The following is an 18,256-nucleotide window of genomic DNA, read 5'->3' as shown; positions in this document are numbered from 1 at the left end:
CATGGGGGTTGTTTTGAATAATGCTATTTGGAAGGCTGTAGAGCAGTATGGTGTAATTGGCAGTAGATTTATACTTCAATTGTTTTTAGCGCGTCTGCTCGCTCCTGAAGATTTCGGTGCTATTGCAATCTGTTCGATATTTATATCTCTTGTCGATGTATTTATTCAGAATGGAATAGCTGTGGCATTGGTTCAACAGAAACATGTAGATGAGAAGAAATATAATTCTGTATACTATTTCTCACTTTTACTTGCTACTGTAATATATGTGTTAATTTTTGTATTTTCTGGGATGTTGGCAGATTTTTTTAACATTCCTATTCTTGAAAATTTATTAAGAATTATTCTTATTTGCATTTTTCCAAATTCATATAGTTCGATTTTATATTCTATTCTTAGGAGAAATCTTCAGTTTAAAAAGGTGTTTATTTCAACAATTACTTCTACTATAATTGCAGGTACAATCGCTATAATATTAGCAATAAATGAATTTGGAGTTTGGACATTGGTTATTGAGGTATTAATAAATAGTGTGTTGACCGCTATTACATTGGGAGTAATAGTCAAATGGTATCCGAAATTACAATTCAGTCTTAAAAGTCTTAGAGAAGTACTCGATTTTGGTTGGAAAGTATTTCTGACGAATATTGTAGATGAGCTCTTTTTCGAAATTAGAACTATTCTAATAGGTAAATTTTATAGCCCTGCTACGTTATCTTTTTATAGTAGAGGTAAGCAATTTCCTAATTTAGTTATAAGAAGTATCAATGGTTCATTAATGGCTGTTCTTTTACCTGTATTCTCGAGGAACAATGAAAACAAGCCACTGCTAAGAAATCTAACTAGGCAATCTATTGTATTGTCATCGACTTTAATTTTCCCTATATTGACATTGTTAGCTATTTCTGCACCGACTATAATAGAGGTTTTATTAACAGATAAATGGTTGCCGTGTGTGCCGTTTCTTCAGTTAATGTGCATTTATTATTCATCATGGATTATTACAACAACAAATATTCAATTATTATATGGATTTGGAAATAGTAAGAAAGTTCTTCAATTACAAACAATCAGAAAAATAGTTGATCTAATTATTATAGTGTTTACAATACGAATAAGTATAGATGCTTTAGTCTGGGGAGAAGTAATTATATCAATTATTTATATACCAGTTTATTTGCATTACTCAGGAAAAAATATTGATTATAAAGTACTTTCACAGATAAAAGATATAGCGCCTGTGCTTATATTCTGTACAATAGAAGCTATAACTGTCAAATTTCTCTGTTTAATTGAATTGCCTTTGATCATTTCTCTCTTATTTCAAATATTAGGAGCAGTGACTGTGTATCTTTTGCTTATGTATATATTTAAGTATGAGGGATTGTGTCTGTTGGTTAATAAGATGAAAAAGGTGTAGATATTTTATTTATAAAATGAAAAAAATCGGTATCTTAACATTTCATGATGTCGTGAATTATGGAGCTGCATTGCAGGCTTATGCATTGCAAGAGAGTATAAGAAAAATTGGTTGTCAAGTAGAAATATTAGATTATCATGAGCAATGTGCTGGAATGCCAAATCAGCATTTTTCACTTTTTTCTCGTGTTTACACTAAATTAAAATTGTTGAATTCTATAAATTATAATATTTCGCTTCTTAAATGTGCATTATACTCCAGTAGATGTAAAAAGCAACTATTCTCAGATTTTCGGAAGAAGTATATGAGGCTGTCATCAAAGACTCTATTTTCATTTAATGATTTGAAAAATATAGAATCTGATTATGATGGTATAATAGTAGGAAGTGATATGGTGTGGACAAAGATTGGACAAGACATGAATGTCTTTTTTTTGCAATTTACACCGGTAAGAAAACGTTTATCGTATGCTGCTAGTCTTACAGGAACGCAGAATTTAACATCAACTGATGATGCTGAGTATAAAAAAAGATTTGATGAATTTAACAAGATTGCCTGCCGTGAAAGTGAAGGCGTTGAATATGTCAAGAGGGTCAGTGGTCGAAATGCAATACAGACGGTGGACCCTACGCTACTTCTCTCTAAAGGTGATTGGAAAAGTCTATTAAGTCTCACCATCACTAATGAAAGGTATATACTTGTATATATGTTCGGAGGCCTTTCTAAAGAAATACGGTTAAAGCTAAACAAAATTTCTAAAGAAAAAGGCATTCCAATTCGATACATTCCAATGACAACTCCAGAATATTGTGACGAATTGCAAGTTAGTGGTACGTCTTTATATGGCCCGAGAGATTTTGTACAAATGTATATGAATGCTACTTATGTTATAACAAATACATTTCATGGAGTAGTGTTCTCAATGATTATGCAAAAACCTTTTATAGTGTTGAGACGTGAAAAAGGAAATATCTGGAAACAAAATGAGAACAGAATATATAACATCCTAGCAAAAGCTGGCATTGAGAATTTATATCAAGATATTGAGTCGTTTATTACTATTCCAGAGATTAACTACTCATTAGTGGAAGCGAACTTAAGCGAATTAATAAATTCATCAAAAAAATATTTGAATAGTATAATCAAATGATAATTATGCAAGACATTAAGATTGCCGTTATAGGTTTGGGTTACGTAGGTCTTCCACTTGCCCGTTTGTTTTCAACAAAGTATCCAACTATTGGATTCGATATGAATCAGATGCGTGTAGATGCGCTGATGGCTGGTCATGATACTACCCTTGAAGTGTCAGATGAACTTCTTCAAGATGCCATTAAGAATCATAATTTCAAATGTACAACCAATTTGGATGATATCCATGACTGCAATTTCTATGTGGTTGCAGTTCCTACTCCAGTAGATGAGAATAATCGTCCAGATTTAAGACCTCTTTGGGGTGCAAGTGACACTATTGGTAAGGTTATCAGAAAGGGTGATATTGTTGTTTATGAATCTACAGTTTACCCTGGCGTAACAGAGGAAGAGTGTTTGCCAGTTATTGAAAAAGTTTCAGGGCTGAAGTTTAATATTGATTTCTTTGCAGGTTATTCTCCTGAACGTATCAATCCAGGTGACAAATTTCATACTGTAGATAAAATTAAGAAGGTGACTTCTGGTTCTACCCCAGAGATTGCTGATATTGTAGATGGTGTTTATAGCTCGGTATTGGTTAATGGTACACATAAGGCACCTTCAATTAAGGTTGCAGAAGCAAGTAAGATTATTGAGAATTCACAGCGTGATGTGAATATTGCTTTTATGAATGAATTAGCAAAAATTTTTAATGCTATGGGTATTGATACTCATGATGTAATTGAGGCATCTGCTTCCAAATGGAACTTTATAAAATTAAGTCCTGGTCTCGTTGGTGGGCACTGTATTAGTGTTGACCCTTACTATTTGATTCAAAAAGCGCAGGTCTATGGCGTGTTTCCACGAATAATGTCATCAGCACGTCGCTTAAACGATGGTATGGGTGAGTATGTCGCTCATCAAGTAATCAAATTGATGAATAAGAAAGGTGTTCTTGTGAAAGATGCTAAAATACTTCTTTTGGGTATTACATTTAAAGAAAATTGTCCTGATATCCGTAATACTAAGATTGTTGATATCTACACGACTCTTATAGAATACTCAAACAATATTACTGTTTATGACCCATGGGTGAATGCTGATTCTGTAAAGTATGAGTATGGCATTGATGTGATTAATGTTCTTTCAAATGAGGAAAAATATGATGTTGTTATTCTTGGTGTTGCTCACCAGGAGTTCCTTGAGCTCGATGTAAAGTCTCTTGTTAGAGAAGCTAGTGTAATTTATGATGTGAAGGGTATTCTTCCTCGTAAAATTGTTGATGGACGCCTCTAATATTGTTGTAAATGAAGATACTATTAGATAGCTATAATAATTCATTTCAACATATAGGAGGAGGTGTTCCAATGAAGGTTCAAATGTATCATCAATACTTTCAAACTCCGGATATAACCACTAAACTATTTGATAAGTGGAATGATAAGTTGGCAGATTATGATATACTTCACATTGTAAAATTGACTGTGGATAATTGTGCACAAATCAAATTTGCGAAGGATTTAGGAAAAAAAGTGGTGATTTCCGCTGTAATTCCACAAATAGAACCTTTAAAAATAAAAATTGCACTTTTGTTGAAAAAGTATTTGAAGATTTCTTCGCTTTATTCGCTTATATATCAATCTCTTAAGTTGGCAGATTCAATTATAGTAGAGACTTCTATAGAAGCAAATTTTATAATTAATAATTATAATATTAGTAAAAGTAAAATTGTAGTAATACCTAACGGGGTTAATCAACAAATTCTTGACAATTTTGAAAATGACATGTCTGTATCGAAAGATATTGTACTTTGTGTAGGACGTTTTGATTCAAATAAAAACCAATTAAATCTAATTCGGGCTTTGAGAGGTACAGACTACCAGCTACACTTTATAGGAGGATCATCGCCTTATGATAACTCATACTATACTAAATGTAAAGATGCGGCAAAAGAGTATGGTAATATTCATTTTCATGGGTGGATGTCAAATGAATCTAAAGAGTATTTTGATTTATATAAATGTGCTAGAGTTGTATGCCTTGTGTCACATAATGAAATCTTTGGTAATGCGCTAATAGAAGGAGGTGCAAGTGGGGCTAATCTGGTTGCTACTTCTGTATTGCCAGTACAAGAGTGGGGATTTAATGAACATTGTGTAAGTGTAGATGTCTCAAATCCTGAGAATATAAAAAATGCGGTGCAGAAAGCATATTCTATGCCAATTGATAAATCTTTGTTTAGTATTATTAAAAAACAATTTGCATGGGAAGTAATAGTTGATAAGCATGTTAATGTTTATAAATCTTTGATGTAATGATGATTTTCTGTGTTCTTGATTGTTTATAATAAAATGGACACTGATGTCCTTTTATCCGTAAAATATATTGCTGGTGATTAGTATTTGTAATGGGTGCATTTAGTAGGGTTTATAAACTTTATAGAAGTCTTCATTGGTATCTCCAATATAGGTATACGCGTACCTGTGGGAAATTTGCAAATGCGTTAACGCTTTTGCAGTTTGATGATTATTGTAAAATTCTATACCTAGCTCCTCATTCAGATGATGAGTGGGTAGGAGGGTATCAGCTTCTTCGCGTTTTTACAGAGAAAGTAACAGTTTTGTATTTTAATCGTTTTGGTGGTAATATAGCCGAAAATAATGTTTTAAAAAGAAACAGTGAAATAGTATTATCATCTATGAAAAATAATTTTCGATTAGAAAATAATTTTTCATATGATGTACGGCTTTTATTAGAATTACTTAAAAAGCATCAAGTAGTCTTTCTGCCAAGTCCTTATGACTGGCACGATGAACACCGTGAAGTTTTTAAGACGTTTTATAAAGCTTATCAAATAATGTCAGAAGATGAGCAAAGAAATGTATCTGTTTTTTATTATAATGTTTCGGTTCCTCATCATTATACGTCTTCATTGTATTATCTTCCATTATCTAAGAATGAATTAAATCGAAAATGGAATGACTTTGTGGAGGTTTATTTTTCGCAAAAGTTTATGCCAGCATATAGGTATAAATTGCAATCTCGCCTTGTACCCAAATATTTGTGTTATGCTGCAGAACAATATTTGAAAGTAGATAAACAAACAATAGAAAAAGATTATTTAACAATCTCAAACAAAGCGGTTCTAACAGCCCTTAATAGTTTAAAGTTTTCTATCAATAACATTTATCAAGTGCGTATATTATTGCATAAAATAGTAGAGTCTATACTGTGAAAATAACAAGAAAAGGTTTAGCAATAGGTTCCTTTGTTGTAGCCTATTATGGATTAATTCCAACATTTAATTTAATGTTGGTGCGTTCGTCAGACTCGACGTTCGGATTGTTGGCACCAATGTACATGTTAGGCATTTTGTTAGTACTTTTGACTGTTCTTTTATTTAATCGTAATATAAAAAGAATTTCTTCATCATATATAGTTGTTTTATTATCAATAATAGTAACTTTTGTTTTGACACAAGTGAATCATAGCCCTACAACAGTTGAAAGTTCTTTTTTCATAATGATGACAATTATACCTTTTACAATACCTCAATTTATTTCTGTTGATGCCAAAACAGTGCTAAAACTGTTAATGATTCTACCTTCATTTGGAATATTGTTTGCAAATTCATTATTCTTGTCGATAGAGGATAGTCTTGGCATGGATTTATCATATGCTTTACTTCTTCCTGTTATTTCATCAATTGTGTATGGTTTTACATATTTAAAAAATGAAAATAAAAATCAGAAAGTAATGCTTATTATTGTGTTAGCTATCAATGTGTTTTATTTTATTTATATATTATTGTTTGGTTCTAGAGGTCCTTCATTATGTGTTGTACTTTCTTTTGTATTTATGTGGTGTTGGAATAGGGATAAATATAGTAGTGGTATAAAGATGCATTGGAAACGCCTATTTACAATTGCAATATCAATTGTTGTTTTGGTTACTTATTTTGAGTTCTTTCTATATGGATTTAGAGATCTGTTAAGTAGTATGGGATTTGAAGCGTATACTTTGGATACAATGATACGATATTATGAGATGGGAGATCTGAGTGATGGTAGGGAAGATATTAATATGCTCGCTTGGAGAGGTATTATGGATTCACCCTTCATCGGGCATGGCATTTCATCATCCGAAAGATTCACAGGGCATCCCTATCCTCATAATTTCTTGTTGCAGTTATTACTAGATGGTGGTGCTATTTTATTTTTGCTTGTAATGATACCTATGTTAAAAGCATTTTTGAAGGGGTGGAAATCTTATTCTTACGATGAAATATTAATGATAACTGTGTTATTCTTTGCTTCAGTGCCAGGGGCCTTATTCTCATTGGATATGTGGGAGAATGCTCGTTTATGGTTGTTTATGGGTTTTTTATTCTCATATCGATTCAAATTTGATAATCAAATTAAAATATAAAAAATGCATAACAAGATAGTTTCTATTGTAATCCCGAATTTTAATAATACACAGTATTTAAAAGAAATTGTAGACTGTATTAAGAGACAAACCTTTCTTGATTGGGAGTTGATTGTTGTAGACGATGTGTCTACAGATAATTCTTATGAATTTGCATTAGAACTTGCAATCAGTGATAGCCGTATAACTGTACTTCAAAGGGATAGACTACCCAAAGGTGGACAAACTTGCCGTAATATAGGTTTGAAGAATGCAAAAGGGAAATATGTTATATTTTTGGATTCGGATGATTTAATTTCTGATAATTGCCTCAAACAGAGAGTGGAATTTATGCAGAATAATTTAGATATTGATTTTGGTATATTTAAAGCTCATTCATTTAAGCCTCGTGAAGATTATCAGACTTTATATAGGAGAGACATAACTTGGGGGAATAAGCGTGTAGATGATCCGATTGATGCTTTTTTGCGTAATGAATATCCATATTTGGTTGTCACTAATATATATGTTCGCCAATCTTTATCTGGAATCTGTTGGGATGAAGAATTGAATGTACGTCAAGACTTGGATTTCAATCTCACAACTCTTTGGGCAGGGTTAAAATATAAGTTTGCGGAGAATTCTGATTATGATTATTTTTATCGTGGAGTATTTTCTAGTAATAATGTAAGTGGGAATATGACTTCACCAGAAAAATTTAAGGGAATGGTATATTTGTTTGATAAGATTATTTCTCATCTTAATTTGAATCAGGAAACAAGCAAATATATGATACCTTTTCGTAGATATGTTATTCATTATTTCAATTCTTTGATTATATCTGGAACCTCAAAACATTCTGATTTTTTTTTAAATCATTATAGACCATTTTTTTCTAAATGGTTTATTTTGAGGATGTTATTTGTTAAAAAAGTGGTTGATCTGTTTTCTGATAATAGTGTGAAAACATTTATCTCTAGTCTTTTGCTCTTGTTATTGTTTGGTTATAGATATTATTTTAATTTGATAGGTAAATTATTTAATAGAATTCTTTCAATAACTGTATAAAATTCTTTTTTATATTGTTAGAAAAAACATGTTTTTACTATCGGACCAAAAAAGAAAATACTATTGTTTGTGTGTAATTTTCATTATAAAATGAAGCCTTTTTCTTTTCATCATAAGTTTGGACGTGTATTCTTATCTTGGATACAGCACTATAATCATAAAAAATATTGGAAGCGCCGTGCCGTAGTCGTCAATCCTCAAAATAAAACGAATCTGTTGTTGAAACTTTATTACCTATATTACATCAAGAAAACAGATGCTTATCACAATTGTTCGTTTGGTACCAATCTAAATGCAGGTGCTTTTTTTGCTACCCCACCATATCTTCCGCACGGAGCAAATGGAATAATAGTGGGACATGATGCTTATATTGGAAGTAATATTACTATTTTCCAGCAAGTTACAATATCGCAGGGAGGGGTCAAAATAATGGATGATGTAATGCTTGGCGCAGGTGCAAAAGTACTTCCCGGAGTTACTATTGGAAATAATGTAAAAGTAGGGGCGAATTGTGTGGTTGTGGAAGATGTGCCAGATAATGCTACTGTGGTATTACCAAAGCCAAGAATTATTATAAAATGAGGTGAGTGTTTTAAAATATATATTTTGACTTATTTACAGCAACTGAGATTCAGGTGAAGTGCAACGACGCTTATACCAACGGAATTGTTGATGATTTACTTGTATTAGAAAGGATGAGTGATTTATGAGAATTGCTCTAGGTTATCTTCATAAGTTTTGGGATTAGCTTTTGACTTAGCGGAGAGATAGAGAATGTATGATAGGTAATATAGCTATTGAATAGGCAATAAGACACCTGATAGCTCAACGTAAAAGTAGTCTTATTTGCTGTTGTTGTACGATAACTTTTTTACGATTACCTATTGGTGGTAATACCTTTATTAAGACATGCAAGCAACTATGAATCAGCTTTTGATCTATCTTCTGTAAGTACATGGCAGAGGAAATAGGCGAACGGATTATGAGAACTTGCTTTTTGATGATTTGTTTAATAAATTAGTAGAAATAATTTGAAATTTAATAATTAGGACTGGTGACGGGTGACAGTAGGTACTCGCCTAGAAAGGTGTATGCCATACCATGCTTTGGGTACTTACTAAAATGATTCTTTTATAATTTAATTTGCAGAATTAAATGTTCGCTAATTTAGTTAATGTTTTGTTGTTAATAATTTTATATATATGGACAATCGACAAACAAATTATCCCAGTGTGGCTGTTTTGATGTCTACTTACAATGGAGGGAGTTTTTTGCATGATCAGATTCAAAGCATCTTTCAACAGAATGAAGTGAATGTAGAATTAATAATTCGAGATGATGGTTCTAAAGATTCAACACTCAATATTATTAATGAATTTTGTAATCATAGCACAAACCTAAATTTATTCAAAGGAGTTAATATTGGCTGTAAAAAGAGTTTTTTCGAATTGGCTCGATACGCTTCGCAAAACTTAACTTCTTGTGAATATTTCGCATTTTCGGATCAAGATGATGTGTGGTTTCCAGATAAACTTTCTTCTGCTATCAAAAAATTAGAGGCTTTATCTGAGAAATCCCCCAATTTATATACATGTCGAACTTTACTTGTTGATAGTGAATTAAAACCACTCTTTGTCAAAAAATCAAAGACTGCATTTAGAGGAACAGTCGAAGAAGCAGTTATGTTCCAACCTAGTCCTGGTTGTGTTATGGTATTTAATAAAGTTTTATTGGATCTGTACGTCAAGATTAATATTGATGAAATGCTTCTCCATGATGATAGTCTTTATAAGACATGTTTAATTTGTGGAGGGAATGTTGTGTATGACGACAAGGAACATATGTATTATCGGCAACACAGCAATAATACCATAGGTGGAAACCAAAGTTCGTTTAGGAGATATAAACGATGGTTGAGGATGTTTTTTGATAGCAAATGTGAAAGGTCTAATGCTATTAAAAGCCTTCTCTTGACACATGACAATGATATACCTTTAGATATAAAAAAACGAATAGTTTGTGTGGTAAATTATAAAAAAAAGTATACAGAACGAATAAAACTTCTTTTTTCGCCTAGATTTGTTACTGGGCAATTGTGTATAAATGTTATTTTTAAAATTTCTGTTTTATTTGGTCGTTTCTAAATTTTTGAATGTGAAAAAAATTCTTTTCTGTAATAACAATTTGAGTGGTCTTATTCATTTTCGTAAAGAAGTGATTTGTGAATATGAAAAAATGGGTTGTGAAATTATTATTGTCGTCACTAAACAATTAATCACAGAGATGGAACTAGCTGAACTTCCTAAAGAATGGAAGGTGTATCTTGTTTCATTAAATCCAAATAGTATCAATCCTTTTTCGGACTTTAGGTATTTTTTTGAGTTACATAATATTTATAAGAAAGAAAGACCAGATATAATATTTCACTATACGATTAAACCGAATATTTATGGAACAATAGTTGCTCGATTATATAAGTTGACAAATATTGCCATGGTAGCTGGTTTGGGTTATATGTTTGAAGGAGACTCGTTGAAAAAAAGAATAGCTCGTAAATTATACAAGTTTAGTTTGAGGCGTGCTAATAAAGTAATTTGTCTTAATGCTTCAAACGCTGAAGTGCTTCTTAAAGGTAATTATTGTGAGCACAGGAATTTAATTTGGTTCAAAGGTGGAGAAGGTGTCAATCTTGACACTTATTCTTATAAACCAATGCAATTTGAAACGACAAAATTTTTGATGATTGCACGGGTTCTTTATGACAAAGGGTATAGTGAATATGTCGAAGCTGCAAAAATAGTAAAGCGCAAATATCCTAATATAGATATAGAGCTTTTAGGTCCTTTGGCTACAGATAGTCCGATGGGTGTTCCTGAAGAAATTGTGAGAAATGACCACAAAAATGGCTTTATAAAATATTTGGGTGTGACAAATGATGTCCCATCCTATGTTCTTAGAGATGGTGTGATTGTAGTTGTAGTTAGTAAATATTTGGAGGGACTTAATAGGGTTTTGATGGAAGCTTGTTCTATGGGGCGTCCTATAATTACAACAACCAATCCAGGATGTCAAGAAACGGTTGAAGACGGAGTCAATGGCTTTTTGATATCACCTGGGGATCATCTAGCACTTGCGGAAGCAATGATGAAATTCATAGAGCTTCCACAAAACAAAAAGAGAAAAATGTCGGAAGCATCGAGAATAAAAGCTAAAGAAGTTTTTGATGTGAAAATAGTGTTAGAACATTATAAATTAATAACTAAGGACATTGTGCTTTGAATATATAATGTATATGTCGGTAAAATATATTGAGTAATTATGTATTCTTGTTTAGGGAAACGGCTTGTTGATTTTATGATAGTGTTTTGTGTATTAGCTGTCATCTGTCCAATACTGTTGTTTATTGCTCTTTGGTTGCATTTTGCTAATAAAGGTGCCAGTATTTTTTTTACTCAGGAACGTCCAGGCAAGAATAGCAAGATTTTCAGAGTAATCAAATTCAAAACGATGACTGACGAACGTGATGAAGATGGAAATCTGTTACCGGATGAGAAACGTTTGACTAAAATAGGAAAGTTTATCCGTTCTACTTCTATTGATGAATTACCTCAATTAATTAATGTTCTGAAAGGAGATATGGCCCTAATAGGACCGCGTCCTTTACTACCTCAGTATCTTCCTCTTTATTCTGAAGAACAGATCCGTCGCCATGAAGTCCGTCCGGGTATAACTGGTTGGGCCCAGGTGAATGGACGTAATGCTATCTCTTGGGCAAAGAAATTTGAACTGGACGTGTGGTATGTGGATCACTGTTCTTTTTTGTTGGATTTGAAGATTGTATTCTTAACAATAAAAAAGGTTTTTGCACGTGAAGGAATAAATTCTACTACTTCTGTAACAATGGAACCTTTTACTGGAAACAATTAATTTTAGTGTATGAAAGATATAGCTATATATGGAGCAGGTGGCTTTGGCCGTGAAGTTGCTTGTCTACTCAAAAAAATAAACGAACAGACATCTCAATGGGATTTAATCGGATTCTTTGATGATGGCAAAGAGTGTGGTTACTCAACAGAGTATGGGGATGTTTTAGGGGGAATTGAACAATTAAATTCTTTCTCGTCTTCTCTTTCCATTGTAATCGCAATCGGCTCTCCTAAAACAGCTGAGACCATTTTGAATAGAATCACGAATTCTTTGATTGACTTTCCTAATATATTTTCTCCAGATACAATTTTCTTGGATAGTGATAATATATCTTTTGGTAGAGGAAATATTATCTGTTCAGGATGTCTGTTTTCCTGTAATGTCAAAATTGGAAACTTCAATACTTTCAATGGTTTTATTACCGTTGGGCATGATACTACAATTGGAGATTTTAATTCTTTGATGCCTGCAGTCCGGATTTCTGGGAATGTAACTCTTGGAAACCGTAATTTCTTGGGAGTATCTGCCGTAGTGTTACAGCAGATAAGGATAGGTAATGACACCGTAATAGGAGCGAATAGTACAGTTCTTAGAAAAACAAAGGATGGGAATACGTATGTAGGAACTCCGGCATCTATTGTGAAATATTAAAAACGAATATATTTATGGAATTAAAAAAATTTATTGAGTGTTTTGCAGAACAATTCGAAGAAACGGAATTCTCTGTATTTCAGGCAGGAACTAGGTTTAAAGAGTTGGATGAATGGTCTTCATTATTAGCATTATCCATTATTGCCATGATTGATGAGGAATATGATGTCCGCATCAAGGGAGAAGAAATCCGTAATTCTGTGACAATTGAGGATTTGTATAATATAGTAAAATCATCTATATAACAATATTATGTACAATCCCTTTTCATTGGAAGGTAGGCATATATTGGTGACTGGTGCTTCTTCTGGAATTGGTAAATCGACTGCCATTGAATGTTCGAGATTAGGAGCACGGCTTTTTATAACCGGAAGAAATGAGGAACGGTTATTGGAGACTTATTCTTTGTTGGAAGGTGGGGGACATGTATGTCTGTGTGCTGATTTGACTGATGAGCAGCAATTAGATGAACTTGTAAGTAAGGTGGATCGATTGGACGGATTGGTTAATAATGCAGGGATGACAAAAACAGTACCTACGCAATTCATTAATAAGAAAGATCTAGGAGACGTCCTTGGTATAAATACAGTTTCTCCTATTTTGCTGACACAGAAACTCCTAAAGAAAAAGAAATTATCGCAAGGATCCTCCGTTGTTTTTACTTGTTCAATATCAGGAGTGGCTTGTGTCGGTTTTGGTAATGTATTGTATTCGGTTTCCAAAGCTGCTATTCATGGTTTTGTAAAGAATGCGGCTCTTGATTTAGCATCTAAAAAAATTAGGGTCAATGCTGTTTGTCCGGGGATGATTGATACAGATATTCTTAGTGCAGGAATCATCTCGAAAGAACAATTGGAAGTTGAAAAGGGTAAATATCCCATGAAACGTTTTGGAAGGCCTGAGGAAGTTGCTTACAGCATTATTTACCTTTTATCCGATGCTTCCAGTTTTACGACGGGGACAGCTCTTGTCATAGATGGTGGTTTTATATTGCAGTAGGTTAAGTATGAGAACGATATTAAATAATGTTCAAATAAAAGCGGTAAGCTCTTGGCTTCCGATTAATAAGCTGGAAATGGATTCTTTGTCTGATATTTATGGAATGTCAGAAGTTCAGAATATAATAAAAGCGACAGGTGTACAACGAGTACGTATAGCCGATGAGGATATGACTTCTTCGGATATGTGTCAGAAAGCAGCAGAATATTTAATAAGCCGGGAAGAGATAGATCGCAAAGAGATAGACGGGGTGGTTTTTGTTTCCCAAACTTGTGATTATATACTTCCTGCGACCTCTATCACCCTTCAGGACCGATTGAAACTTTCTAAAGACACTGTTTGTATTGACATTCATTATGGATGTTCGGGGTATATCTATGGACTTTTCCAGGCTGCATTATGGATAAGTAGTGGGGCATGTAAAAATGTCTTAGTATTGGCTGGTGATACGACATCGCGTATGATAAACAAGCAGGATAAATCTTTGAGAATGGTTTTTGGAGATTGTGGCACTGCTACTTTAATGTCCATGGGGAATTATCCCATGGGATTTCATATTCAATCGGATGGTAGTGGATCTGACAGACTGATTGTTCCTGCCGGAGGATTTCGAACTCCTGTTTCAGAGAAAACTTCTATTCTGGAATGGGATGAAGATCATAATGGACGGACAAAAAATGATTTGTATATGGATGGTATGGCTATATTTAATTTTGCAATTACTAATGTCCATAAAAACGTGAATGACTTGCTGGAGAAAATGCAGTGGGATAAAGAGGAAGTCGGCTTGTATGCTTTGCATCAAGCAAATGACTTTATGGTCAATTATGTCCGGAAGAAATTAAAAGCTCCAATAGAGAAGGTTCCTACTAATGTAGCCAATTATGGCAACACAGGACCTGCAACAATACCTCTGTTGTTCTCTGATATTTGTTCCCGGCAATCTTATGATTTATCAAAGGTTGTGATGAGTGGCTTTGGAGTTGGATTGTCTTGGGGAAGTATCGCTACCAATCTATCTGTTACGAAATTTTATGAACCTATTAATAAATGAGTGTATGGAAGAAAAGATTTTAAAAATTATTAATATGATAAGAGCTACTAAAGCTTTAGTTCCTCTTGAAACAATATCTCCATCTGATAACTTAAGAAATGGTTTGGGATTTACATCTTTTGATTTGGCGGAGTTGACCGTACGTATTGAGGATGAATTTGATATAGATATCTTTGAAGATGGTCTGGTAAATACAGTTGGTGAAATTTTTGTAAAATTGCAAGACTAATGACTGACTTTTTAATTGATAATAGTCAAACATATACGTATGCTGATTTTGTAAAGGCGATTAATCAAAAGGATTATTATTATCCATTATTCAAAACAAGTGATATTTTTCTTTATTTTGCTAATTTGGTAAAAGCCTTGATTGGAAATCAGTCGTTAGTGTTATTGGATTCTGATGTGAATTCGTCAGAGATAGCGGAAGTATATAAAAATGAAATAAATGTACCAAAACCGATTAAGTCTGAACCATTCAATTCTATTGATGAGATTATTGTTGCAGTACAACAGTCCGTTTCAAAAATAACGATATTTACCTCTGGCACTACCGGCCAGCCTAAAGAAGTAGTCCATAATATTTCATCCTTGACACGTTCGGTGAGAACCGGTGATCGTTATATGAAACAGACTTGGGCTTTTGCCTATAATCCTACTCATATGGCGGGATTGCAAGTCTTTTTCCAGGCATTTGAGAATAAGAATACTTTGGTGAATGTATTTGGTTGTTCCCGTAATGAGATTTATCGACTTATAAAAGAATATCAGGTCAGCCACCTCTCTGCTACTCCTACTTTCTATCGATTATTATTGCCTTATGAATCTTCTTATCCGTTTGTTATGAGGGTTACTTTAGGTGGGGAAAAGTCAGAAGAACATTTGTACACTTCCATACGTCAGATTTTTCCTAATGCAAAAATAAATAATATTTATGCTTCTACTGAAGCTGGAACTTTATTTGCAGCTAAGGGAGATTGTTTTGTGATTCCTTTAACTATAAAAGAGAAATTCAAAGTAGAGAATGGTGAACTTTTAATCCATAAGTCTTTATTGGGCAGTTCTGATAGCTTTACTTTTTCAGGTGAATTTTATCATTCTGGTGATTTGATTGAATGGGTAGATGAAGATGGAGGAGTTTTCCGGTTTAAGAACCGAAAGAATGAAATGATAAATATCGGAGGGTATAAGGTCAATCCCGGAGAGGTTGAGGATACATTGCTTTCAATAGATGGAGTGCAACAAGTGCTAGTTTATGGTAAGTCAAATTCAGTACTTGGGAATATCCTTTGTGCGGATATTATGAAAGACATCAATAGTTTGTTGACAGAATTGGATATTCGTACAGCTTTGAAGGACCAACTTCAGGATTTTAAAATTCCCCGTCGTATAAAATTTGTAAAATCTCTGGCGTTAACGCGTACAGGTAAATTGAAACGCTCATGAATTATTTGGTAACAGGATGTTCTCGTGGTGTCGGACTGGAAGTCTGTAGAGTTTTACTTGAGCAAGGTCATGTGGTATATGGAATTGCTCGTAGTTATTCAAAAGAGTTCCAAGAATTGGAAATAAAACACTCGGGACGAATATTTTTTGCAAGTGTTGATTTGTCAGACTCGGCTAATGTCCGTGTATCTATATTTAAGAATTTTATTACAAATAAAGTACGACTGCATGGCTTTGTGAATAATGCGGCGATGGCCTATGATGACATTATTACGAACTTAAACCTTAGTCGTCTTCAGGAAATGTATACGATTAATGTATTTACTCCCATGATGATCACTAAATATGTGCTGAGAAATATGCTTTTGTTTCATACATGCGGGTGTATTGTTCATATTTCATCGATTAGTGCACATACAGGTTATAAAGGGCTTGCTATGTATGCTTCCAGTAAAGGAGCATTAGAAGCTTTTTCCAAAGATACGGCCCGGGAGTGGGGAGAACTTGGAATACGCTCTAATGTGGTAGTTCCAGGATTTATGGAAACTTCAATGAGTTCTACCTTAACAGGTAATCAGAAAGACAGAATTTATAAACGTACTTCATTAAAGAAACCTACCTCTATAAACTCTGTTGCGGAAACAGTTGCATTCCTTCTATCGGAGAAAGCGAATAGCATTACTGGGCAAAATATACATGTTGATAATGGAACAATTTAATGAAGCACTTCTTTAAACGTATAAAACTTATCATAAAGTGCTTGTTTATACCTCATTATTTATGGCATAAATAGTTGCTTTAGGGTATCTTAATAGGAGCAATATGCTTTCGATTGAGTGCTAATTCGTTTTCTTACTTCTTGATTTATCATTTTTCTTTTAATCATATAATTTCATGGACAAGAGAATTTATCTTTGCCTCGCTCATATGAGTGGCAAGGAGCAAGATTTCATACGCGAAGCCTTTGATACCAACTGGGTAGTTCCTTTGGGGCCCAACGTCAATGCTTTCGAAGAAGACCTGAAACATTTTGTGGGACAGAATAAGGAAGTCGTTGCTTTATCGGCAGGTACGGCAGCTATCCATTTAGGTTTAATTCAGTTGGGCGTCGGTACAGGTGATGAAGTGATCTGCCAGTCATTCACATTCTGTGCTTCAGCTAATCCTGTAGCTTATCAGGGGGCAACTCCTGTATTTATCGATAGTGAAGAAGACACTTGGAATATGGACCCTGCTTTACTGGAAGAAGCTATCAAAGACCGAATTACGAAAACAGGTAAAAAGCCCAAAGCTATTCTTCCGGTTCATCTTTATGGTATGCCTGCCAGAATTGATGAGATTTGTGCTATTGCATCGAAATATGATATTCCTGTGTTGGAAGATGCTGCCGAAGCTTTAGGTTCTGAGTTCAAGGGACAAAAGTGTGGCACGTTCGGTACTTTTGGTGTGTTATCTTTCAATGGAAATAAGATGATCACTACTTCGGGTGGTGGTGCATTAATCGTTCCTGATGAAGCGGCAAAGAAGCAGACCATGTTTTATGCTACTCAGGCCCGCGAACCTTTCCCTCATTACCAGCATGAAAAGATCGGTTACAACTATCGCATGAGTAATATCTGTGCGGGCATCGGCCGTGGTCAGATGACTGTGCTGGAAGATCATATTGCCCATCACCGTCATGTACATAATCTTTATGCAAAGGCTTTTGAAGGTGTGGAAGGCATTACACTGAAATCTAATCCTGACGATCGTTTCAATGCCAATTATTGGTTGTCTACGATTCTGATTGATCCTGAGAAGACCGGTACTAATTATGACGAAGTTCGTGTACAACTTGATGCCAAAGGTATTGAGACTCGTCCTTTGTGGAAACCTATGCACCTTCAGCCTGTCTATGCGAATAATCCTCGCTATGTGAATGGTGTTTCAGAACGTTTATTCAATATGGGTTTATGTATTCCTGCCGGACCTTGGGTGACGGACGAAGACGTAGCATACATCGTGGAGCAAATAAAAGCGTGTTTGAGAAAGTAATTCATAACGCTTAGGTATAATATTCATTTATAACTACTTACAACTTTTCTCAGAAAAACCACTCTCTTCACTCATTTTCCTGCTTTTATTAGGGATTTAATCCTCACCTTTGCATCATC

Annotated in this window: 19 protein-coding genes; all 19 read left to right on the top strand. The window is 34.0% G+C overall.

Going from position 1 to position 18,256, the window contains the following annotated elements; all coding sequences use genetic code 11:
* The first annotated feature begins 1 nt into the window (after position 1).
* The 19 genes from HMPREF9447_RS04265 to HMPREF9447_RS04175 all read left to right on the top strand — a co-directional run bounded on the left by HMPREF9447_RS04265 (position 2) and on the right by HMPREF9447_RS04175 (position 18,137).
* On the top strand, positions 2 to 1,420 hold the full coding sequence (locus HMPREF9447_RS04265; protein ID WP_009128406.1) for a lipopolysaccharide biosynthesis protein: 1,419 nt from the start codon (positions 2 to 4) through the stop codon (positions 1,418 to 1,420).
* 16 nt (positions 1,421 to 1,436) lie between these two features.
* Positions 1,437 to 2,570 carry a polysaccharide pyruvyl transferase family protein gene (locus HMPREF9447_RS04260; RefSeq protein WP_009128405.1) on the top strand — a complete coding sequence of 378 codons (1,134 nt, stop codon included), beginning with the start codon at positions 1,437 to 1,439 and terminating at the stop codon, positions 2,568 to 2,570.
* A gap of 5 nt (positions 2,571 to 2,575) precedes the next feature.
* A complete protein-coding gene (locus HMPREF9447_RS04255) occupies positions 2,576 to 3,847 on the top strand; it encodes a nucleotide sugar dehydrogenase (RefSeq protein ID WP_009128404.1) in 1,272 nt (423 codons plus the stop codon).
* Between the two features lie 11 nt (positions 3,848 to 3,858).
* The gene (locus HMPREF9447_RS04250; protein ID WP_009128403.1) at positions 3,859 to 4,866 is read left to right on the top strand and encodes a glycosyltransferase; all 1,008 of its coding nucleotides are present in this window, start codon (positions 3,859 to 3,861) and stop codon (positions 4,864 to 4,866) included.
* Positions 4,867 to 4,958: 92 nt separating this feature from the next.
* Positions 4,959 to 5,786, top strand: a complete 828-nt coding sequence (locus HMPREF9447_RS04245) for a hypothetical protein (protein ID WP_009128402.1) — start codon at positions 4,959 to 4,961, stop codon at positions 5,784 to 5,786.
* On the top strand, positions 5,783 to 6,979 hold the full coding sequence (locus tag HMPREF9447_RS04240) for an O-antigen ligase family protein (protein WP_081589746.1): 1,197 nt from the start codon (positions 5,783 to 5,785) through the stop codon (positions 6,977 to 6,979). Before HMPREF9447_RS04245 ends, HMPREF9447_RS04240 begins: the two co-directional genes overlap by 4 nt.
* A gap of 3 nt (positions 6,980 to 6,982) precedes the next feature.
* Positions 6,983 to 8,026, top strand: a complete 1,044-nt coding sequence (locus HMPREF9447_RS27410) for a glycosyltransferase family 2 protein (protein ID WP_009128392.1) — start codon at positions 6,983 to 6,985, stop codon at positions 8,024 to 8,026.
* Between the two features lie 90 nt (positions 8,027 to 8,116).
* The gene (locus HMPREF9447_RS04230) at positions 8,117 to 8,608 is read left to right on the top strand and encodes a serine O-acetyltransferase (protein WP_044137431.1); all 492 of its coding nucleotides are present in this window, start codon (positions 8,117 to 8,119) and stop codon (positions 8,606 to 8,608) included.
* 620 nt (positions 8,609 to 9,228) lie between these two features.
* Positions 9,229 to 10,170, top strand: a complete 942-nt coding sequence (locus HMPREF9447_RS04225; RefSeq protein ID WP_009128383.1) for a glycosyltransferase — start codon at positions 9,229 to 9,231, stop codon at positions 10,168 to 10,170.
* 10 nt (positions 10,171 to 10,180) lie between these two features.
* Positions 10,181 to 11,305: a glycosyltransferase family 4 protein gene (locus tag HMPREF9447_RS04220; protein WP_167549110.1), complete on the top strand. Its 1,125-nt coding sequence runs from the start codon at positions 10,181 to 10,183 to the stop codon at positions 11,303 to 11,305.
* A 39-nt stretch (positions 11,306 to 11,344) separates the two neighbouring features.
* On the top strand, positions 11,345 to 11,953 hold the full coding sequence (locus tag HMPREF9447_RS04215) for a sugar transferase (protein WP_009128380.1): 609 nt from the start codon (positions 11,345 to 11,347) through the stop codon (positions 11,951 to 11,953).
* Positions 11,954 to 11,962: 9 nt separating this feature from the next.
* Positions 11,963 to 12,604 carry an acetyltransferase gene (locus HMPREF9447_RS04210; protein WP_009128379.1) on the top strand — a complete coding sequence of 214 codons (642 nt, stop codon included), beginning with the start codon at positions 11,963 to 11,965 and terminating at the stop codon, positions 12,602 to 12,604.
* A gap of 14 nt (positions 12,605 to 12,618) precedes the next feature.
* Positions 12,619 to 12,849: an acyl carrier protein gene (locus HMPREF9447_RS04205; protein WP_009128378.1), complete on the top strand. Its 231-nt coding sequence runs from the start codon at positions 12,619 to 12,621 to the stop codon at positions 12,847 to 12,849.
* 7 nt (positions 12,850 to 12,856) lie between these two features.
* Positions 12,857 to 13,603: an SDR family NAD(P)-dependent oxidoreductase gene (locus HMPREF9447_RS04200; protein ID WP_009128377.1), complete on the top strand. Its 747-nt coding sequence runs from the start codon at positions 12,857 to 12,859 to the stop codon at positions 13,601 to 13,603.
* Between the two features lie 7 nt (positions 13,604 to 13,610).
* Positions 13,611 to 14,657, top strand: a complete 1,047-nt coding sequence (locus tag HMPREF9447_RS04195; protein ID WP_044137427.1) for a 3-oxoacyl-ACP synthase III family protein — start codon at positions 13,611 to 13,613, stop codon at positions 14,655 to 14,657.
* Between the two features lie 4 nt (positions 14,658 to 14,661).
* Positions 14,662 to 14,886, top strand: a complete 225-nt coding sequence (locus HMPREF9447_RS04190) for an acyl carrier protein (protein ID WP_009128374.1) — start codon at positions 14,662 to 14,664, stop codon at positions 14,884 to 14,886.
* Positions 14,886 to 16,103 carry an AMP-binding protein gene (locus HMPREF9447_RS04185; RefSeq protein WP_009128373.1) on the top strand — a complete coding sequence of 406 codons (1,218 nt, stop codon included), beginning with the start codon at positions 14,886 to 14,888 and terminating at the stop codon, positions 16,101 to 16,103. The genes HMPREF9447_RS04190 and HMPREF9447_RS04185 overlap by 1 nt, the downstream gene beginning before the upstream one ends.
* Positions 16,100 to 16,822 carry an SDR family oxidoreductase gene (locus HMPREF9447_RS04180; RefSeq protein ID WP_009128370.1) on the top strand — a complete coding sequence of 241 codons (723 nt, stop codon included), beginning with the start codon at positions 16,100 to 16,102 and terminating at the stop codon, positions 16,820 to 16,822. The genes HMPREF9447_RS04185 and HMPREF9447_RS04180 overlap by 4 nt, the downstream gene beginning before the upstream one ends.
* Before the next feature lie 175 nt (positions 16,823 to 16,997).
* On the top strand, positions 16,998 to 18,137 hold the full coding sequence (locus HMPREF9447_RS04175; RefSeq protein WP_009128367.1) for a DegT/DnrJ/EryC1/StrS family aminotransferase: 1,140 nt from the start codon (positions 16,998 to 17,000) through the stop codon (positions 18,135 to 18,137).
* Positions 18,138 to 18,256 lie beyond the last annotated feature (119 nt).

It is taken from the genome of Bacteroides oleiciplenus YIT 12058 (assembly GCF_000315485.1).
Classification (GTDB): domain Bacteria; phylum Bacteroidota; class Bacteroidia; order Bacteroidales; family Bacteroidaceae; genus Bacteroides; species Bacteroides oleiciplenus.
This window is presented reverse-complemented; position numbering and strand designations above follow the sequence as displayed.